The sequence below is a fragment of the Sutcliffiella cohnii genome (genome assembly GCF_002250055.1).
In the GTDB taxonomy this organism is placed as follows: domain Bacteria; phylum Bacillota; class Bacilli; order Bacillales; family Bacillaceae_I; genus Sutcliffiella; species Sutcliffiella cohnii.
Window position 1 is genome coordinate 4,810,231 of the sequence record NZ_CP018866.1, and the last position, 19,770, is coordinate 4,830,000.

A 19,770-nucleotide genomic window follows, 5' to 3' on the forward strand; every position below is an offset into this window, starting at 1 on the left:
ATTAATGAGAAAGTGTACTTTAATTAAAGTATAGTAGTAAATGTGGAAGGAGAGAGAAATATGAGACCTGAACCTACACAGAGAATTCATCGAAAAGCACTTACAGTGTGGAGAGTCATTGCATCACTACAGGCTGTATTTAATTTAGCTTTACTAGTTGGAGGAATATGGGCTGTTCGCTTTTTTAATTGGCCAACATGGATTATTTATATCGCCATCGCCATTTTTGTTATATCGTGTGTTATTAATATATGGATATTGCCGACATTAAAATGGAGGCGTTGGCGTTATGAAATACATGAACAAGAAATTGAATTGCAACATGGTATTATTGTTAAGAAACGAACGCTCATACCAATGGTCCGAGTACAACATGTTGATACGAATCAAGGTCCGTTTTTAAGATACTATAAATTAGCAACTGTACATATATCAACAGCCGCCAAAATGCATGAAATACCTGCATTAGGAGAAGAAGAGGCCGATCAAGTTCGCGATCGTATTTCAACGTTAGCGAGGGTGGCGGAAGATGATGTTTGAACGAAGACGAATGCATCCAGCCGCTACAGTAGTGTTGTTTATTAAACAATTAAAAGATTTAATTGTGCCGTTTATTTTCATTTTTATTTTTGGTGCTGCTGGTAATTCATTTAACCTTTTTTCGATTTTTTTCATGATTTTCGGTTTATTGGCGGCATTGTTAACTGGGGTGTTACAGTGGCTCCGTTATTATTACTGGGTGGAAAATGGTGAATTACGAACAGAGTACGGAATTTTTGTAAGAAAGCGTCGGTTTATTCCGATTGAAAGGATACAATCCATCGATACGTCTGCAGGAATCATTCAACGGTTATTCCGAATCGTTAAATTGCAAGTGGAAACTGCGGGCGGAGGACAAGAAGCTGATGTGATGATCTCGGCTGTAACAAAGGAAGAAGCAGAAGAGTTGCGTAACATTTTATTAGCGAAGAAAAAGGAAATAGTAGAGAATGCACCAAGTTTCGAAATAGATAGCAATGAAAAAGAAGTAGAAGAAAACATAGAAGTGCAAGAAGAAATCACACATACATATCGCATAACGTGGGGAGATTTACTAATAGTTGGTACAACATCTGGAGGTATCGGTGTTGTTTTATCTGGTGTGTTTGCGACTGCTACTCAATTAGAACAATTTATTCCTTATGAAAGGGTGTTTACCCAGTTTGGCGAATTTTTGCAAAGAAGCGTTGTTATTATTTCTATTTTCATTTTTCTAGTTTTGTTCATTTCATGGATTATTTCAATTGGAATGACAATGATAAAGTATGGAAATTTTACCGTTGTAAAGCGTGAAGATGAGATCGTTATATCAAGAGGAATAATAGAAAAAAGACAGATGACCATTCCGCTCGAAAGAATTCAAGCTATTCGGGTAACGCAAAACTTATTACGACAACCGCTTGGATTTGCTACCGTTTATGTGGAGAGTGCAGGGAGCTCTTCTGGACAAGAATCCGATCACTCTACTATTTTATTTCCGTTATTAAAGAATAAGGACGTAAGCAAATGGCTACATGACTTTGTTCCGGATTATAAGTTACAGGAGGATGTACATCCTTTACCTAAAATAGCACTTGTCCGTTATTTAGTTCGTCATGTCGTTCCTGCTATTGTTGTCAGTGGACTACTCGCTTATTTTATTCCACCATATGGATATTTTGCCCTGCTACTAATCCCGATAGCGGGCGTGTTAGCTTATTTTCGTTATAGGGATGGAGGTTGGAAGTTAGACGGAGACCTACTTCAACTATCGTTTAGAATCATTAACAAAAATAAAGTAATTTTAAAGAAAAAGCGAATACAGTCACTTGAGTGGCGAGAGTCTTTATTTCAACGTCGTCAAAATGTAGGAACGTTAGAAGCGGCAATTAAGTCAAGCTTCACGTTTAAAAACTTTAAAGTGATAGATGTAAAAGTAAAAGACGGAGCAAATGTGTATAAGTGGTACTCCTATAAAAAATAAAATGGATGAGGAATGTTCCTCATCCATTGTTTTTAGAATTGACTCAATATCCCTAAAATAACAAGAGCGATTAATATAATCCAAACGACATTTTGTGAACTGGAACCGCTTCTTCGTTGTGTCATGCCGCGGGGGAAAATATCTCGTAGCGAACGAGTATAGTTTCCACGACCAACGAAAATTGGCGATAAAGCAAAACCACTTAAGAAGCCAAAAAGATGAGCGGTACCATTAATATTCCGCATTCCACCACCTAATAAACTCATAACTAAGCTGACTCCGAGAATAACGATGACAATTTGTGCGTTCGAGGAGCTAATATGTTCTGGACGAAAAAACACCATATAAATATAAATTCCAAATAACGCAAAAATCGCGCCTGATGCTCCTAGGTGGACATACATAGAAGGTTTTAAAAGGAACGTAGCAATATTGGCAATGATTCCACCAGCAAAGTATAGGGCCAAGAATTTCACTTTCCCTAATATACGTTCCAATCCGGGACCAAACAGTATGAGAGAAATAGAATTAAATAAAAGATGTGTTAAAGAACCGTGTAAAAAAATAGGTGTTATTAATCTCCACCATTCTCCTTGTTCTACAGCAAAGTTAAAGCCTACAGTCGTTTGGTAAAAAAGGTTTGAAAATGGGAAAGATAGAGCGATAAACAACCATAATACAATATGTATAACGGTTAAAGCGGTAATAATAGGATATAATCGAGTAAACGTACGAAAATTTTCGGTTCGAACAAACATGGAATCTCTCCTTTATATAAACGTAATTATATTTAATTGGACATCTCTATTATATATGAAAAAAAGGTGATCGTATGATAAAAGGAATCGGTATCGATATTATTGAACTTTCAAGAATTGAAAAATTGATGGAACGTCAACCATCGTTTATAAATAGAATACTTGCAGATGAAGAACGGACGCAATTCCATACATTAAAAGGAAAACGGAAACTTGAATTTTTAGCAGGTCGATTTGCGGCAAAAGAAGCCTTTTCTAAAGCGTATGGTACAGGAATTGGCAAACATTTAAGTTTTCATGATATTGTCATCGCTAATGAGCCGACAGGTAAACCATATATTCAAAAGCCTGTAGGAGAAAATATCCATCTTTCTATTTCTCATAGTGAACAATATGCAGTTGCACAAGTAATTATTGAAAGCTTGTCAAGCTAGTCTGCATATTCCTAAAACTCCGCTCATATACATGTTCTAGAAAGAGAGACAAGGTGTCACGTACGAGGTATCCAATTACTAGTTGACCTTTTAACTAGTAACATATATTCCTCTACAATTCTCACTTTTCTCAAATAGGTAAACATGTATAAGGCAAAGGAGATGAAGGAATTGAGGAAGATTTGGCTATTATTAGCAGTAAGTATTGTGTCAGTCCTAATTTTAGCAGGGTGTGGTACAAAGTCACAAGAAGATGTAACAGGAGCTCTAAAAGAAAAAGTTTCGGAGATGACAGGTTACAAAGCGAATGCAAAGATGACGTTGCAAACTGGTGCAGAACCTCAAGTTTACGAAGTGGAAATTTGGCATAAAAAACCAACATTTTATCGCGTGAACTTAAAAAACTCTGAAAAAGATCAAAACCAAATGATTATTCGTAACGATGAAGGAGTATTTGTATTAACTCCAGCGTTAAACAAAAGCTTCCGTTTTCAAAGCGATTGGCCGAAAAATAGCAGTCAAGCTTATTTATACGAATCGTTAGTTAATGATATTATTAATGATCCGGAAGCTACTTTTACGGCAACGGAAGATGGGTATGTATTTGAAACGAAAACGAATTATCAGAACAATAAATTGTTACCAATGCAAGAAATTACATTAGGGAAAGATTACACACCAGTTTCGGTAAAAGTGTTAGATCCGGACCGACGTGTATTAGTGCTTGTAGAATTCTCTGACGTAGAGTTTAACTCTAAATTTGACGATGACTCGTTTAATGTAGAGAAAAATATGACAAGCATGAGACTAGATGAAGAGCTTCCAACGATGGGTGCAGTAAATGAAGAAAGTAAATCATTCAGTGTATTTTATCCAGAAGATACTCCAGCTGGTACAGAGTTGAAAGACGAGCAAGAAATTGCTACAGAAACTGGAAAACGCGTCATTATGACGTATGAAGGAGATAAATCCTTTACATTAGTACAAGAAACAGCGTATGTAGCTCCTGTTAGTACAGTATCATTTATGAGTGGCGAGCCAGTAGATTTAGGCTTTACGGTCGGTGCGCTAACAGAAAATACGATAACTTGGACGCTTAACGGAGTAGACTACATGTTAGCCTCCAATGACCTATCAAAAGATGAGATGCTAATGGTAGCGCGATCTGTTCAAGGTCAAGTAATAAAATAAATGTTCATATTACAGGTCCATTATTGGGCCTGTTATTTTGTCTTATTTTATAATTTTTTGACTAATCTAACAATATTCAAAGTGACATTTTTGCCTATTTTAGATAAGATAAAAGGACAAAGTATACAGTATTAAAGGAAGTGCTTAAAGCCATGTCAAGTTTTCATCGAGACTCTTGGGTGGAAGTAGATTTAGATTGTATTTATAACAATGTACAGTCAATGAAAAGTTTTTTACCAGATGGGGTTAGTATTATTGCGGTCGTGAAGGCGAATGCTTATGGACATGGTGATGCTCAAGTCGCCAAAACAGCGTTAGATGCAGGTGCCACATATTTAGCGGTCGCTTTTATAGATGAAGCTCTGTCTTTAAGGCAGCAAGGGATAAAGGCACCAATACTTGTATTAGGTGCGTCTAGAGTGAAAGATATTAATATTGCCTTACAGGAAAATATAACTTTAACGGTTTTTCGAAAAGATTGGTTAGTCGAAGCAATTCAACAACTGAACGGCAAAAATCCATTAAAAATTCATTTAAAGCTTGATACAGGAATGGGGAGACTTGGTTTTACTTCCATGAGAGAGGTGGATGAAGTTTTACAACTAGTAGATGAAACCTCTTCGTTTGAATTAGAAGGAGTGTACACACATTTTGCAACTGCAGACGAATTAGATACTACTTATTTTGAACAACAATATACAACATTAACGGATATGATTGGTTTTATAAAAGAAAAAACATCCATTCGTATGATTCATTGTGGAAATAGTGCAACAGCACTTCGCTTTCCCGATAAAGTATTTAATGCCGTTCGATTAGGTATTGCTATGTATGGACTAACTCCTTCAAACGAAATGATACATCTACTTCCTTTTGAGCTGCAGGAAGCCTTTTCCCTTCAGTCAAAACTTGTGCATGTAAAAAAGTTAGCAGTCGGACAATCTGTTAGCTATGGAGCTACCTATACAGCGGAAGAGGAAGAGTGGATAGGTACAGTACCAATCGGTTATGCTGATGGTTGGTTAAGAAAATTACATGGTGCTCACGTATTAGTAGATGGAAAAAGAGTTCCAATCGTAGGTAGAATATGTATGGATCAATTAATGATTCGACTACCGCATGAACTTCCTATCGGTACTAGAGTAACCCTTATTGGCGCTCAAAAAGATGAGAAAATTAGTAGCAATGATATTGCACGTTTATTAGATACAATAAATTACGAAATACCTTGTATGATAAGTTATCGAGTGCCACGTATTTTTCGGAGAAATAAGAGTATAATGGAAGTGAGAAATTATTTACTGGACAACTAATGTTAAAACATTCTTATGCATAAAACAGAAGTCGTTTGGTGGATAATAGAGAAGGAATGTAATTTTAGCTTTGCAATTATTTATAATAATGGTATTATGGTATTTGGAATAGTATTAATGGTCTGTAGTTCTTGGAGGTGTAAGCTGTGTCAGAATCCAGCGCAACAACTGAAATTATGGTTCGATTACCTCAAAACTTAGTATCCGAATTAGATGGATTAGTGAAACAGGAAAACGGAAATCGAAATGAGTTAATTTATCAAGCTACAAAAATGTATCTTCGAGAGCGCAAAAAGCGACAAATACGTGAATCTATGAGACGTGGCTATATGGAAATGGCAAAGATCAACCTAAATATTGCATCAGAAGCATTTCTAGCAGAATATGAGGCAGAGCATACAGTTGAGCGCTTAGTTAGCGGGGGGTAATCAATTGATTGTCAAACGCGGTGACGTTTATTTTGCTGATTTATCCCCTGTAGTTGGGTCTGAGCAAGGAGGCGTTCGACCAGTTCTGGTTATACAAAACGATATTGGTAACCGGTTTAGTCCGACCATTATCGTAGCAGCCATAACAGCACAGATTCAAAAAGCTAAACTCCCGACACATGTCGAGATTGATGCGAAACGCTATGGCTTTGAACGTGACTCTGTAATATTGTTAGAACAGATTCGAACCATTGATAAACAAAGATTAACGGACAAAATCACTCATCTTGATGAAGAGATGATGGATCGAGTTGACGAGGCTTTACAAATAAGTTTAGGTCTTATTGATTTTTAATATAGCAATAGTATGAGCTCCTCTTTCAGTATGAGGTGCTTTTTTTTATACTTTTTACAAAAAAGTAGAATATGCTAACTCATAAGCGGCCAAATATATATCAAATGCTAAGAAGTTTCATTTAATGTGTAAATGGGTATATAAAGTACGTTACGATAGTTTATTAGCACTAAAAGATTGAGTATTTCGAAACGTTTAAACAAATCCAATTGACAGTCAAAACAATTAGCTTTTATAGTTGTAGTAGTGCCAAGTTCGAATAACGGAACAATGTGTAAAGGGGAAGAGTTAAATGAAAAGAGAAATTTTACAGTTTGTTATAGGGAATGAGGAAAGAATATCGGAAAAATGGATTTACAAGATGGATGAGGTTGGGGAAAAGAAAGAATACCAAGTCATTTCAGAGAAAATGTACATAACGACTAGTAGAGAATATATTAATTTACTTTTAAATAATATAAGTCAAGATTTAGATGACTTATCTACCGTTTTACATGATTTTGCAAATCGAATTATTCGTTTCGGATGGCCGCTAATTTACGTAACCGAAGGACTAACAGTATTTAAAAATACTATATTTGAACTAATGTCTGACCAAAAAGATGACACGCTTAAACTAAAGTTGCAATCAGACTTAGACAATTGGCTGAAACCAGTTCAAGATGAAATAATAAAAACATACACTGGTTCATGGGAGCATACAGTTTCCATGCAAAAAATTGCTCTACAGGAATTAGCTGCGCCTTTAATTCCGGTATTTGAAGGGATTTCTGTCATGCCGTTAGTTGGTACAATTGATACAGAAAGAGCTAGACAAATTATGGAAAATTTACTACAAGGAGTAGTAAAACATCGTGCGGAAGTTGTTTTAATTGATATAACTGGTGTACCGGTAGTAGATACGATGGTTGCGCAACATATCATTCAAGCGGCAGAAGCGGTTAGACTTGTTGGTGCTAACTGCCTGTTAGTAGGTATTCGTCCGGAGATTGCCCAAACGATAGTGAATTTAGGCATTAATCTTGATCAAATTATTACGAAAAATTCATTGAAAAAAGGGATGGAAGCGGCATTAGAAATGACAAATAGAACGATAGTGAATGTGGGGGATCGTCATTGAGAATACCTATTTTAAAACTTTACGACTGTCTTCTAATTTCGATACAGTGGGAATTAGATGATCAGACAGCTTTACAATTCCAAGAAGATCTCTTAAATCGGATCCACGAAACAGGAGTAAGTGGAGTGGTTATTGATTTAACATCTATTGATATGATTGACTCTTTTATTGCAAAAGTATTAGGTGATGTTATAAGTATGTCCAAATTAATGGGAGCCCAAGTTGTTCTTACTGGTATTCAACCTGCAGTAGCTATCACTTTAGTAGAATTGGGCATTCATTTAGATGAAGTGTTTACAGCGCTTGATCTAGAAAAAGGTTTGGAGAAATTACAACAGGAATTGGAGGATTAGAAAGATGACTGTCCAATCCTGTGTTACGATTAGAAATGAGTGGGATATAGTAGCGGCTCGTCAAATGGGTAGAAATGTGGCGAAAGAAATGGGCTTTGGTACGGTTGACCAAGCGAGAATTACTACTGCTATTTCCGAGTTAGCGCGAAATATTTATTTATATGCGGGAACAGGTCAAGTTTGTTTAGAAGCAGTGACGGAATATAGTAAAACGGGGCTGCGTATTATTGCGCAAGATAACGGGCCGGGAATTGCTAATATTAGGCAAGTGATGGAAGACGGATATTCCACTTCTGGGGGTCTTGGAGCGGGGCTTCCTGGTGTAAAGCGGTTAATGGATAGCTTTCAAATTGACTCTAATGTTGGAGAAGGTACTCGAATCGAGGCGGTGAAATGGGTTCGATAATCTAGGAGGTAGACTTATGAAGCTACAAGGCTTTGAAAAGACATATAAAGAGATTCTATCTGCTTATTTACGAGACCAATCGGAGGAAGTCTTATATAGAGGTCAAGAATTTAGTAGAAAATTATTAGCTGAAAAAATTTCCCCAGATGAAATAATTAGTGTACATAAATCGATGCTACAGGACCTTTCACCTGAAATAGCAGATGATATACTTCATTCGTTAGATTTCTTATTAGAAGTAATGATAGGGTACGGCATAGCGTATCGTGGTCATCAAAGTTTAATAGATAGACAGCAAGAATTGCAAACGGAAATTGACATAGCAGCAAGAGTGCAGCAGACAATTTTAGAGACGAAAATCCCTAATTTACCTGAGGTAGAAATTGGTGTAGTTAGTGTTCCTGCAAAAAAGATGAGCGGTGATTATTTTCACTTTTTACAAGATGAACATTCTTTCGGTGTTGCGATTGCGGATGTTATAGGAAAAGGGATACCAGCAGCAATGTGTATGTCGATGATTAAGTATGCGATGGACAGTGTATCTGATACTAGTAAGGATCCTGTATATATACTTAGTAACTTAAATAGAGTAGTTGAGCAAAATATAGATGCAAGTATGTTTATTACGATGTTCTATGGAATGTATGACTTGAATAACCATCTATTTACATATTCATCTGCGGGGCATGAGCCACCTTTGTATTACGATTCGAATGCAGGTGAGTTTGTTGAAATTGAAGCAAGAGGTATTGTACTAGGGGTAGACCCTAAGGCTAAGTATGTTCAATATGAAAAACAAATCCAAAAGAATGATATGGTAGTGCTATATTCAGACGGTGTTACGGAGTGTAGAACGGAAGAAGGATTTATTGAAATTGACCTTATTACTCAAATGATTCAAGAAAGTATCGAAGAACATCCTCAACAAATAGCGGAAACAGTTTTTAAAAAGTTAGAGAAATTACAACACTTTTCATTACGGGATGATTTTACACTAATCATTTTAAAAAGAAGTGTTTAATAAGAATAAAAACGGGTATTAAAACAGTAGTGAGTGAGCTAGTCTCGAAAACAATGGGTAGTAATAACCTTTTATACAATAGATGACTACTTTTTTAATGGGGTGAGATGATGAATATGGATATCCAGATTAATACCGAAAACGAACAAACGACCGTTTTCTTAACTGGTGAAATAGATGCGTTTACTGTTCCGAAAATTAAGGAAAGTGTAAGTCCTATATTACATGAATTTAAAGGCAAAATTGTTTTTGATTTATCTGAAGTTAGTTATATGGACAGCACCGGTTTAGGGATGTTTGTAGGTTTTTTTAAATTAGTTAAAGAAAACGAGGGAGAGTTCGTGCTAACAGGTTTATCTCCTCGTTTAAAAAGATTATTTGATATAACAGGATTAGCTGGAATTATGAAAGTAAAATAAGTTCAAGGTGGTGCAGGAAAAGATGAATCGCACGTACGATTATATTGAGATGGTATACCCAGCTAAACCAGAATACGTGGGAGTCATTCGGTTATCCCTCTCTGGAATCGCAAATCGCATGGGATTTTCCTATGATGAAATAGAAGACATGAAAATTGCAATAAGTGAAGCTTGTACGAATGTAGTGGACCACGCTTATCAGGGTGAAGAAAGTGGGAATATTCGTATTGGATTCGGTGTTTATTCTAATCGTCTAGAGTTAGTTGTTGCGGATAATGGCCAAAGCTTTAATTTTGAAGAAATCAAAAATGAATTAGGTCCAATCTCAAAAACCCACCCTGTGGAAACTTTGCCTGAAGGAGGTTTAGGACTATTCCTAATCGAAACGCTAATGGACACCGTCAAAGTGCACAATAATCAAGGCGTAACGGTGTTCATGACAAAGTATCTACAAGGAGAGCAGGTGGAATGGGATGAAGAAAAAGTCTCAGCCCAATAAACTAGATGTTGACCAGCTACTACTCCAATATCAACAAAATGAATGTAAAGAGGCCCAACTACAATTAGTGGAGCACTATAAACCGCTTGTGGAATCGCTTGCGAGGAAATATTCAAAAGGTAAAGCGTTCCATGAAGATTTATCCCAAGTTGGTATGATAGGGCTTCTAGGGGCGATGAAGCGTTATGATGCGAGTTTTGGAAGAAGTTTTGAAGCATTTGCAGTTCCTACTATTATCGGAGAGATAAAAAGGTTCCTGCGAGATAAAACCTGGAGCGTACATGTGCCCAGAAGAATTAAAGAGATTGGTCCCCGTATAAAAGTGGCGGTTGAGGAATTAACGACAAAATTCCAAAGGTCGCCGAAAGTAGTAGAAATAGCTGAGTTTTTAGAGGTTTCGGAAGAAGAAGTGTTAGAAGCTATGGAAATGGGGCAAAACTATCAAACGTTATCGGTTGATAACGCCATTGAAGCGGATTCTGACGGTAGTACAGTAACGATATTGGATGTAGTTGGCTCAACGGAAGATGGATATGAAAAAGTAGACCAACGACTGTTACTTAAGAAAGCCTTTTTTGTTTTATCAGAAAGAGAACGTCAAATTATTGAATGTATCTTTTTTGAAAACTTAAGTCAAAAAGAAACGGGTGATCGCCTCGGTATTTCCCAAATGCACGTTTCTAGACTACAGAGAAAAGCTTTAGAAAAACTGAAAAAGGCAATAGGGAAAGAACAATTAGATTCGGAGATTTTAACATGATCGAACAACTAACACATCGTCATGTACAAGTGAGTGCATATCAAAATGCGAAAAATGGTAAATATTATTGTGGAGATAGTTACTACATTAACGCTACGAATGACTTTTTCATATGTGTAGTAGCTGATGGGCTAGGTAGTGGTGAATATGCTTACGAATCATCTAAATCAGTAGTTGAAGTGGCGAGGGAATATGAAAACGAAAATGTCGCCACCATTATGGAAGAATGCAACAAAAGTTTACGGTTAAAAAGAGGAGCGGCTGTCTCTATACTTAAAGTGTATTACGAAGAGGAGAAACTGGAATATAGCTGTATCGGAAATATTCGCTTTTTTTTATATCCACCTGATGAAAAATTAATTTATCCGTTACCGGTTAAAGGCTACATGTCCGGTAAACCATTGAAAATGAAAACACATTCTTATGTTTACGAAGCAGGTACTAGATTCTTTATATACTCTGATGGAATTGAGATACCTTCTGTTCGAAATTACTTAAAAGGAATGTTACCCCCTTCCTTACTGATGAAACTAGTAAAGTATCACTCAAATGAAGGGGAAGATGACGTAACGATTATATCGGGAGAATTTTTATAGTGGCTAACGATTTGTTAGCCTTTTTCTTCGTTTTAGGAACCTATAAATTTTTGTTGTTATGCCTAGGACAAGCAGCGATCATGAATATGATTAATCAACATTAACGGCAATGTTTGTATCATATGCTCTTTTGTTGTTTTAGAAAGATTTTGATATGATGAATGTAGAAGGATTGACTAGGAGGTTAGTAGATTGGAATGGAATGAAAAAGAACAGCAATTGTTACAAAAGCTATCTCATGAAATACAAATTCCAAAAGGGCAAGTAAAAAAAGTTATTGATTTGATTGAGGAAGGCAATACAGTCCCTTTCATAGCTAGATATAGAAAAGAACAAACAGGTTCGTTAGATGAAGTGCAAATTCGAAATATTTTTGAGAAATGGCAGTACTTGCAAAATATTGAGAAAAGAAAAGAAGAAGTACTTCGTCTTATAGAAGAGCAAGGGAAGCTTACGGAAGAGTTAAAAATTCAAATAATGAAATCCGACAAACTTCAGCAAGTAGAAGACCTATACAGACCGTATAAACAGAAACGAAGAACAAAAGCAACTGTAGCGAAAGAAAAAGGACTAGAGCCATTCGCTAATTGGTTACTTACATTTCCTCTAAACGTAAAGGTGGAAGAGGAAGCTTCTAAATTCCTTTCAGAAGAAAAAGAAGTGAGAGAAGTCGAAGAAGTCATCCAAGGAGCAAAAGATATTATCGCGGAAGTTGTCTCAGATGATGCGTCTTTCCGTCAATGGATTCGTGATATTACATATAAACAAGGTGTTATTACGTCATCTGTAAAAGATGAAGAAAAAGATGAACGTGGAGTATATACCATTTATTATGAGTATGAAGAACCGGTGGGAAAAATTTTACCTCACCGCATTTTAGCTTTAAATCGTGGAGAAAAAGAAGAAATTTTAAAAGTTTCGATAAAGGCTCCTGTTGATAAAATACATACTTTTTTAGAAAAACGAGTTGTCAAAAATTCAAGTTCTGCAGCTGCGTTCATTGTGAAGGAAGCAATGGAAGATAGTTATAAAAGGTTAATTGAACCAGCAATTGAACGGGAAATTAGAAAAGAGTTAACGGAAAAAGGGGAAGAGCAGGCGATACATATATTTTCCGAAAACTTAAGGAAGCTTCTATTACAACCACCATTAAAAGACAAAGTTGTACTAGGTGTAGACCCTGCCTACCGGACAGGGTGTAAGCTTGCTGTTGTTGATGCAACTGGAAAGTTACTGCATATAGGAGTTGTTTATCCGCATGCACCCGTAAATAAACGTCAACAAGCAAAAGATGAAATGATAAAAGTAATAACAAAATATAATGTCGAAGTAATTGCGGTAGGAAATGGTACGGCATCGAGAGAAACAGAACAGCTTGTTGCAGAGGTGTTAAAAGATAATGGACTATCCACTTTCTACTTAATTGTAAATGAAGCAGGAGCAAGTGTTTATTCTGCTTCGGAATTGGCCCGTGAAGAGTTCCCTGACCTACAAGTAGAGGAAAGAAGTGCAGCTTCGATCGCTCGTAGACTTCAAGACCCTTTAGCTGAATTAGTAAAAATTGATCCGAAATCAGTTGGGGTTGGTCAATATCAGCATGATGTAACACAAAAACGATTAGCAGAGTCGTTAAACTTTGTCGTCGAAACGGTTGTTAACCAAGTTGGTGTGAATGTTAATACCGCATCTACCTCGCTATTGCAATATGTATCTGGATTATCTAAAACGGTCGCAACGAATATTGTAAAAAAGCGTGAGGAACTAGGACGTTTTACGAGTAGATCAGAATTGAAAGGGATTCCTCGCTTAGGAGCTAAGACTTTTGAGCAATGTATTGGGTTCCTACGAGTAATCGATGGGAAAAATCCACTCGATCGCACGAGCATTCACCCTGAAAGCTACAGTGCGACAAAAACATTATTGGATAAACTGAATTTGTCGGTCAGTGACATAGGAACGGAACAATTACAAGCTGCGATAAAAGAGTTAGATGTAAAACAAATGGCGGAAGAATTAGAAATTGGTGAAGTAACGTTACGAGATATAATGGAATCTCTAGTACGACCAGAAAGAGATCCGAGGGATGATATGCCTAAACCGATATTAAAACAAGATGTACTTCAATTAGAAGATTTATTACCTGGCATGGAGCTTGAAGGCACGGTAAGAAACGTCGTAGATTTTGGTGCTTTTGTCGATATCGGTGTTAAACAGGATGGTTTAGTGCATATTTCCAAACTTAGTAATCAATATGTTAAGCATCCGCTAGATGTTGTTTCGGTAGGAGATATTGTTACTGTATGGGTAGAAGATGTGGATGTGAAAAAAGGCCGAGTAGCTCTAACTATGTTACAACCAGAACTACAAACGGTTTAAATAGAGAAGAAGACTAGTTCGTCTAGTCTTCTTTTATATCTGTTGTGTTTTGTTTTTCATAATAAAAATACCAACATTGATTTAAAAGCTTTATTTGATATCGATTTTTTTCTTTGTAGGCACGTTGCATTTGTTTCATAAACCATGTAGGCATATGCATACCACCTTTATCTTTTTTTAAGGTATTATCATACTATGCATTTTATTACGTATTGGTTCGAGTGAGGGATTGTTATGGATGATCAAAAAGTACAGATGTTAGTAGAAGAACTTTCATTGGAATACTTCCAAAGGCCGTTCGTAAATAGAGCTTACTTTAATCATCGGCTGCGAACAACAGGTGGAAGGTACTTAACGCATACAAACGACATAGAATTAAACATAAAGTATTATGAAGAGTTCGGACTGGATGAACTCATTGGAATAATAAAACATGAACTTTGCCATTATCATTTGCATATTCAAGGAAAAGGCTATCAACATAGGGATCAAGATTTCAAAGTACTTCTAAAAAAAGTGGGGGCACCAAGGTTTTGCCAACCGATAGAAGGGTTGAAGCAAAAGCGTACAACTGGCAGCTATCGACACTATGAATGTACTGGCTGTGGATTACAATATAGAAGGAGAAGAAAGGTTGATATTAACCGTTACGTATGCGGGAAGTGTAAAGGGAGATTACAAGAAAAATAAAATATTGACTTCTGTTTTCAGATGTGATAAATTATCAAGGTCGCTTCTCACAAAAGCTAAGGCACTTCGGAAAATTAGGAAAAATTCCTATCTTGAATAGCCTTGACATTTTAAAGAAGTGAAAGTAAAATAAAACTTGTCCGACTCATAATGTTTTGGACAAATGGTTCACTATTCCACCATAGCTCAGCGGTAGAGCAACGAGCAATTGCTTCGATGAGATTACTGCGAGTTGTACTCGGCGAGCCGCTACTTGATTAGGCTTCCTGAGACGAGGACATTCGGCTTAACTGAAATCGTTTCTCGTAAAAGTAAATATAATTATTATTCCACCATAGCTCAGCGGTAGAGCATTCGGCTGTTAACCGAAGGGTCGTAGGTTCGAATCCTACTGGTGGAGCCATACGGAGAAGTACTCAAGTGGCTGAAGAGGCGCCCCTGCTAAGGGTGTAGGTCGTGTAAGCGGCGCGAGGGTTCAAATCCCTCCTTCTCCGCCATCATATGTTTGGCCCGTTGGTCAAGCGGTTAAGACACCGCCCTTTCACGGCGGTAACACGGGTTCGAATCCCGTACGGGTCATATTAAGGAAAATGGGATGCAGAACAAAAGTTTTGCCTCCCATTTCTATCCCTAAAGAAGTTTTTGTGTTTTAGGGGTCCCGTCATGTAGTGGTGAGAAATAATTCAACGAATACGCTAAAGGTTGCCCCAACGCATTCAACTTCTCAGAACTACCAGAAGAGGAAGCGACAGTCCGGTAAAACGGTTTGGAAGCGTGGAATTGTGACCTATTTTATCGTCGCGGGGTGGAGCAGTCCGGTAGCTCGTCGGGCTCATAACCCGAAGGTCGTAGGTTCAAATCCTGCCCCCGCAACCAATCTTTATTTAAAAAAGTTATTATAACAAGAGGTCCCGTGGTGTAGCGGTTAACATGCCTGCCTGTCACGCAGGAGATCGCGGGTTCGATTCCCGTCGGGACCGCCACTATAATATTTATGGGCTATAGCCAAGCGGTAAGGCAACGGACTTTGACTCCGTCATGCGTTGGTTCGAATCCAGCTAGCCCAGCCAACTTATAAAAGCGGGTGTGGCGGAATTGGCAGACGCGCTAGACTTAGGATCTAGTGTCTTTGACGTGGGGGTTCGAGTCCCTTCACCCGCACCATCGTATTTTTGAGCGGTCGTGGCGGAATGGCAGACGCGCTAGGTTGAGGGCCTAGTGGGAGGTAATCCCGTGGAAGTTCGAGTCTTCTCGACCGCATCGAAAGAAATAAAATAAAAAAAGTGTTGACTTAGTAAAAACGAAATGATATTATAGATAAGTCGCTAAAACGAGCGCCCGTAGCTCAATTGGATAGAGCGTTTGACTACGGATCAAAAGGTTAGGGGTTCGAGTCCTCTCGGGCGCGCCATTATTTTTAAAATAGTAGACGGGAAGTAGCTCAGCTTGGTAGAGCACTTGGTTTGGGACCAAGGGGTCGCAGGTTCAAATCCTGTCTTCCCGATTTGAAATATAATTTAGCGGGTGTAGTTTAATGGTAAAACCTCAGCCTTCCAAGCTGATGTCGTGGGTTCGATTCCCATCACCCGCTCCAATAAAATGTTCTTTGAAAACTAAACAAAACAATAGCGTGCAAGTCGGTTTTTAAAATCGACAAAACAATAAATTGACGATAAGTCAGCAACATTTTGAGCAATCAAATACTCTACGGAGAGTTTGATCCTGGCTCAGGACGAACGCTGGCGGCGTGCCTAATACATGCAAGTCGAGCGAACTTCTTTAGAGCTTGCTTTAAAGAAGTTAGCGGCGGACGGGTGAGTAACACGTGGGCAACCTGCCTGTAAGACTGGGATAACTTCGGGAAACCGGAGCTAATACCGGATAATATATAGTACCTCCTGGTACTATATTGAAAGTTGGTTTCGGCTAACACTTACAGATGGGCCCGCGGCGCATTAGCTAGTTGGTGAGGTAACGGCTCACCAAGGCAACGATGCGTAGCCGACCTGAGAGGGTGATCGGCCACACTGGGACTGAGACACGGCCCAGACTCCTACGGGAGGCAGCAGTAGGGAATCTTCCACAATGGACGAAAGTCTGATGGAGCAACGCCGCGTGAGCGATGAAGGCCTTCGGGTCGTAAAGCTCTGTTGTTAGGGAAGAACAAGTGCGAGAGTAACTGCTCGCACCTTGACGGTACCTAACCAGAAAGCCACGGCTAACTACGTGCCAGCAGCCGCGGTAATACGTAGGTGGCAAGCGTTGTCCGGAATTATTGGGCGTAAAGCGCGCGCAGGCGGTTTCTTAAGTCTGATGTGAAAGCCCACGGCTCAACCGTGGAGGGTCATTGGAAACTGGGAGACTTGAGTGCAGAAGAGGAGAGTGGAATTCCACGTGTAGCGGTGAAATGCGTAGAGATGTGGAGGAACACCAGTGGCGAAGGCGACTCTCTGGTCTGTAACTGACGCTGAGGCGCGAAAGCGTGGGGAGCAAACAGGATTAGATACCCTGGTAGTCCACGCCGTAAACGATGAGTGCTAAGTGTTAGAGGGTTTCCGCCCTTTAGTGCTGCAGCTAACGCATTAAGCACTCCGCCTGGGGAGTACGGTCGCAAGACTGAAACTCAAAGGAATTGACGGGGGCCCGCACAAGCGGTGGAGCATGTGGTTTAATTCGAAGCAACGCGAAGAACCTTACCAGGTCTTGACATCCTCTGCCACCTCTAGAGATAGAGCGTTCCCCTTCGGGGGACAGAGTGACAGGTGGTGCATGGTTGTCGTCAGCTCGTGTCGTGAGATGTTGGGTTAAGTCCCGCAACGAGCGCAACCCTTGTTCTTAGTTGCCAGCATTTAGTTGGGCACTCTAAGGAGACTGCCGGTGACAAACCGGAGGAAGGTGGGGATGACGTCAAATCATCATGCCCCTTATGACCTGGGCTACACACGTGCTACAATGGACGGTACAAAGGGCAGCAAAACCGCGAGGTCGAGCCAATCCCATAAAACCGTTCTCAGTTCGGATTGTAGGCTGCAACTCGCCTACATGAAGCCGGAATCGCTAGTAATCGCGGATCAGCATGCCGCGGTGAATACGTTCCCGGGCCTTGTACACACCGCCCGTCACACCACGAGAGTTTGTAACACCCGAAGTCGGTGGGGTAACCTTTTGGAGCCAGCCGCCTAAGGTGGGACAGATGATTGGGGTGAAGTCGTAACAAGGTAGCCGTATCGGAAGGTGCGGCTGGATCACCTCCTTTCTAAGGAAAATCACGCTCATTGTTTTGTTTAGTTTTGAGAGATCATTCTCTCTATTAATATTGCGCTTGCGTCTGCAAGTGAAATCCACGATGATGGATTCCTTAAGCAGCAAGAGTAGCATGAAGGTTAAGCTACGAAGCTAATCACGATGTGATTGAAGTCAGTAGCCATGTTCTTTGAAAACTAGATAATATAAGTAATCAAGATACATTCACAAGTATCGTTCATCTTAGTAATTTTCTAATGATAACAATTCGCTGTTATCAACGAAACCTAATTTTAGGTTGAATACTAAGACAAATTAGAAGCGAGCAGGTCGAGGAAGCGACTGAGCGAGCGCCGGAGTGTACAAAAGCGTACATGAGGACGTGAGCGAAGGAAGCTGACGAAGAGATGCGACGCTTATCATTTGTCGACGGTTAAGTTATTAAGGGCGCACGGTGGATGCCTTGGCACTAGGAGCCGATGAAGGACGGGACTAACACCGATATGCTTTGGGGAGCTGTAAGTAAGCTTTGATCCAGAGATTTCCGAATGGGGAAACCCACTGCTCGTAATGGAGTAGTATCCTTACCTGAATACATAGGGTATGGAAGGCAGACCCGGGGAACTGAAACATCTAAGTACCCGGAGGAAGAGAAAGCAAACGCGATTTCCTGAGTAGCGGCGAGCGAAACGGAATTAGCCCAAACCAAGAGGCTTGCCTCTTGGGGTTGTAGGACACTCTATACGGAGTTACAAAAGAACGGGGTAAACGAAGTGACCTGGAAAGGTCTGTCATAGAAGGTAAAAACCCTGTAGTTGAAACCTCGTTCTCTCTTGAGTGGATCCTGAGTACGGCGGGACACGAGAAATCCCGTCGGAAGCTGGGAGGACCATCTCCCAAGGCTAAATACTCCCTAGTGACCGATAGTGAACCAGTACCGTGAGGGAAAGGTGAAAAGCACCCCGGAAGGGGAGTGAAAAGATCCTGAAACCGTGTGCCTACAAGTAGTTAGAGCCCGTTAATGGGTGATAGCGTGCCTTTTGTAGAATGAACCGGCGAGTTACGATTACGTGCAAGGTTAAGTTGATGAGACGGAGCCGTAGCGAAAGCGAGTCTGAATAGGGCGTCATAGTACGTGGTCGTAGACCCGAAACCAGGTGATCTACCCATGTCCAGGGTGAAGTTCAGGTAACACTGAATGGAGGCCCGAACCCACGCACGTTGAAAAGTGCGGGGATGAGGTGTGGGTAGCGGAGAAATTCCAATCGAACCTGGAGATAGCTGGTTCTCTCCGAAATAGCTTTAGGGCTAGCCTTGAGTAAAGAGTCTTGGAGGTAGAGCACTGATTGGACTAGGGGTCCTCATCGGATTACCGAATTCAGTCAAACTCCGAATGCCAAAGACTTGTTTCTCAGGAGTCAGACTGCGAGTGATAAGATCCGTAGTCAAGAGGGAAACAGCCCAGACCGCCAGCTAAGGTCCCAAAGTATACGTTAAGTGGAAAAGGATGTGGAGTTGCTTAGACAACCAGGATGTTGGCTTAGAAGCAGCCACCATTTAAAGAGTGCGTAATAGCTCACTGGTCGAGTGACTCTGCGCCGAAAATGTACCGGGGCTAAACGTATCACCGAAGCTGCGGACTGTTCTTACGAACAGTGGTAGGAGAGCGTTCTAAGGGCGTTGAAGCTAGACCGTAAGGACTGGTGGAGCGCTTAGAAGTGAGAATGCCGGTATGAGTAGCGAAAGAAGGGTGAGAATCCCTTCCACCGAATGCCTAAGGTTTCCTGAGGAAGGCTCGTCCGCTCA

19 protein-coding genes, 11 tRNA genes and 2 rRNA genes (1 of these 32 only partly in view) are annotated in these 19,770 nt (G+C 39.7%); 30 read left to right on the forward strand and 2 right to left on the reverse strand.

Annotated features, from left to right (window positions below):
• Nucleotides 1–60 precede the first annotated feature (60 nt).
• Nucleotides 61–540: a PH domain-containing protein gene (locus tag BC6307_RS24145; protein WP_066417758.1), complete on the forward strand. Its 480-nt coding sequence runs from the start codon at nt 61–63 to the stop codon at nt 538–540.
• Nucleotides 530–2,002: a PH domain-containing protein gene (locus tag BC6307_RS24150; RefSeq protein WP_066417761.1), complete on the forward strand. Its 1,473-nt coding sequence runs from the start codon at nt 530–532 to the stop codon at nt 2,000–2,002. Before BC6307_RS24145 ends, BC6307_RS24150 begins: the two co-directional genes overlap by 11 nt.
• Nucleotides 2,003–2,034: 32 nt before the next feature.
• On the opposite strand, the gene BC6307_RS24155 is transcribed toward BC6307_RS24150, so the two are convergent.
• The gene (locus tag BC6307_RS24155) at nt 2,035–2,760 is read right to left on the reverse strand and encodes a rhomboid family intramembrane serine protease (RefSeq protein ID WP_066417763.1); all 726 of its coding nucleotides are present in this window, start codon (nt 2,758–2,760) and stop codon (nt 2,035–2,037) included.
• Between the two features lie 74 nt (nt 2,761–2,834).
• On the opposite strand from BC6307_RS24155, the gene acpS reads away from it, so the two are divergent.
• From acpS to BC6307_RS24225, 14 genes are all read left to right on the forward strand, one after another.
• Nucleotides 2,835–3,194 carry a holo-ACP synthase gene (gene acpS / locus BC6307_RS24160; RefSeq protein ID WP_066417765.1) on the forward strand — a complete coding sequence of 120 codons (360 nt, stop codon included), beginning with the start codon at nt 2,835–2,837 and terminating at the stop codon, nt 3,192–3,194.
• Nucleotides 3,195–3,356: 162 nt separating this feature from the next.
• A complete protein-coding gene (locus BC6307_RS24165) occupies nt 3,357–4,385 on the forward strand; it encodes a LolA family protein (RefSeq protein ID WP_268874278.1) in 1,029 nt (342 codons plus the stop codon).
• A gap of 152 nt (nt 4,386–4,537) precedes the next feature.
• Entirely contained in the window at nt 4,538–5,698 is a 1,161-nt protein-coding gene (alr, locus tag BC6307_RS24170; RefSeq protein ID WP_066417774.1) for an alanine racemase, read from the forward strand.
• 146 nt (nt 5,699–5,844) lie between these two features.
• Nucleotides 5,845–6,126, forward strand: coding sequence for a CopG family ribbon-helix-helix protein (locus BC6307_RS24175; protein ID WP_066417778.1), 282 nt, complete (start codon nt 5,845–5,847; stop codon nt 6,124–6,126).
• Nucleotides 6,127–6,130: 4 nt separating this feature from the next.
• Nucleotides 6,131–6,481, forward strand: a complete 351-nt coding sequence (ndoA, locus tag BC6307_RS24180; RefSeq protein WP_066417781.1) for a type II toxin-antitoxin system endoribonuclease NdoA — start codon at nt 6,131–6,133, stop codon at nt 6,479–6,481.
• A 292-nt stretch (nt 6,482–6,773) separates the two neighbouring features.
• A complete protein-coding gene (locus BC6307_RS24185) occupies nt 6,774–7,601 on the forward strand; it encodes an STAS domain-containing protein (RefSeq protein ID WP_066417784.1) in 828 nt (275 codons plus the stop codon).
• Nucleotides 7,598–7,954, forward strand: a complete 357-nt coding sequence (locus BC6307_RS24190) for an STAS domain-containing protein (RefSeq protein WP_066417793.1) — start codon at nt 7,598–7,600, stop codon at nt 7,952–7,954. Before BC6307_RS24185 ends, BC6307_RS24190 begins: the two co-directional genes overlap by 4 nt.
• A 4-nt stretch (nt 7,955–7,958) precedes the next feature.
• A complete protein-coding gene (locus tag BC6307_RS24195; RefSeq protein ID WP_066417794.1) occupies nt 7,959–8,360 on the forward strand; it encodes an anti-sigma regulatory factor in 402 nt (133 codons plus the stop codon).
• A 16-nt stretch (nt 8,361–8,376) separates the two neighbouring features.
• Nucleotides 8,377–9,381, forward strand: coding sequence for a PP2C family protein-serine/threonine phosphatase (locus BC6307_RS24200; RefSeq protein WP_066417796.1), 1,005 nt, complete (start codon nt 8,377–8,379; stop codon nt 9,379–9,381).
• 110 nt (nt 9,382–9,491) lie between these two features.
• A complete protein-coding gene (locus BC6307_RS24205; RefSeq protein WP_066417801.1) occupies nt 9,492–9,800 on the forward strand; it encodes an STAS domain-containing protein in 309 nt (102 codons plus the stop codon).
• 22 nt (nt 9,801–9,822) lie between these two features.
• Nucleotides 9,823–10,299: an anti-sigma B factor RsbW gene (gene rsbW / locus BC6307_RS24210; protein WP_066417802.1), complete on the forward strand. Its 477-nt coding sequence runs from the start codon at nt 9,823–9,825 to the stop codon at nt 10,297–10,299.
• Complete coding sequence (sigB, locus tag BC6307_RS24215; protein WP_066417803.1) at nt 10,274–11,059, forward strand: RNA polymerase sigma factor SigB; 786 nt, start codon at nt 10,274–10,276, stop codon at nt 11,057–11,059. Before rsbW ends, sigB begins: the two co-directional genes overlap by 26 nt.
• Complete coding sequence (locus tag BC6307_RS24220; RefSeq protein WP_066417808.1) at nt 11,056–11,655, forward strand: PP2C family serine/threonine-protein phosphatase; 600 nt, start codon at nt 11,056–11,058, stop codon at nt 11,653–11,655. The genes sigB and BC6307_RS24220 overlap by 4 nt, the downstream gene beginning before the upstream one ends.
• Nucleotides 11,656–11,847: 192 nt before the next feature.
• Nucleotides 11,848–14,031 (forward strand): Tex family protein, encoded by a 2,184-nt coding sequence (locus BC6307_RS24225; RefSeq protein ID WP_066417818.1) that lies wholly within the window; start codon nt 11,848–11,850, stop codon nt 14,029–14,031.
• Nucleotides 14,032–14,053: 22 nt separating this feature from the next.
• Here the strand turns inward: BC6307_RS24225 and cmpA are convergent, their stop codons facing one another.
• Nucleotides 14,054–14,185, reverse strand: coding sequence for a cortex morphogenetic protein CmpA (gene cmpA / locus BC6307_RS24230; protein ID WP_094366254.1), 132 nt, complete (start codon nt 14,183–14,185; stop codon nt 14,054–14,056).
• An 80-nt stretch (nt 14,186–14,265) separates the two neighbouring features.
• Here cmpA and BC6307_RS24235 point away from each other — a divergent pair, with 80 nt between their 5' ends.
• The 14 genes from BC6307_RS24235 to BC6307_RS24300 all read left to right on the forward strand — a co-directional run.
• Entirely contained in the window at nt 14,266–14,721 is a 456-nt protein-coding gene (locus BC6307_RS24235) for a SprT family protein (RefSeq protein ID WP_066417820.1), read from the forward strand.
• 328 nt (nt 14,722–15,049) lie between these two features.
• Nucleotides 15,050–15,124, forward strand: a tRNA-Asn gene (locus tag BC6307_RS24240).
• A 3-nt stretch (nt 15,125–15,127) separates the two neighbouring features.
• Nucleotides 15,128–15,218, forward strand: a tRNA-Ser gene (locus BC6307_RS24245).
• Nucleotides 15,219–15,228: 10 nt separating this feature from the next.
• Nucleotides 15,229–15,300: transfer RNA gene (locus tag BC6307_RS24250), tRNA-Glu, on the forward strand.
• A gap of 220 nt (nt 15,301–15,520) precedes the next feature.
• Nucleotides 15,521–15,597 (forward strand) — tRNA-Met (locus BC6307_RS24255).
• 31 nt (nt 15,598–15,628) lie between these two features.
• Nucleotides 15,629–15,704, forward strand: a tRNA-Asp gene (locus BC6307_RS24260).
• Between the two features lie 12 nt (nt 15,705–15,716).
• Nucleotides 15,717–15,791: transfer RNA gene (locus BC6307_RS24265), tRNA-Gln, on the forward strand.
• 10 nt (nt 15,792–15,801) lie between these two features.
• Nucleotides 15,802–15,885: transfer RNA gene (locus BC6307_RS24270), tRNA-Leu, on the forward strand.
• A 12-nt stretch (nt 15,886–15,897) separates the two neighbouring features.
• Nucleotides 15,898–15,981, forward strand: a tRNA-Leu gene (locus BC6307_RS24275).
• A 74-nt stretch (nt 15,982–16,055) separates the two neighbouring features.
• A tRNA-Arg gene (locus BC6307_RS24280) sits at nt 16,056–16,132 on the forward strand.
• A 19-nt stretch (nt 16,133–16,151) separates the two neighbouring features.
• A tRNA-Pro gene (locus BC6307_RS24285) sits at nt 16,152–16,225 on the forward strand.
• 16 nt (nt 16,226–16,241) lie between these two features.
• Nucleotides 16,242–16,315 (forward strand) — tRNA-Gly (locus BC6307_RS24290).
• Nucleotides 16,316–16,425: 110 nt separating this feature from the next.
• Nucleotides 16,426–17,977, forward strand: a 16S ribosomal RNA gene (locus BC6307_RS24295).
• A 418-nt stretch (nt 17,978–18,395) separates the two neighbouring features.
• Nucleotides 18,396–19,770: ribosomal RNA gene (locus tag BC6307_RS24300) — 23S ribosomal RNA — on the forward strand (it continues 1,561 nt past the right edge of the window).
• Together the 16S and 23S rRNA genes with 11 tRNA genes alongside form the textbook arrangement of a ribosomal RNA operon.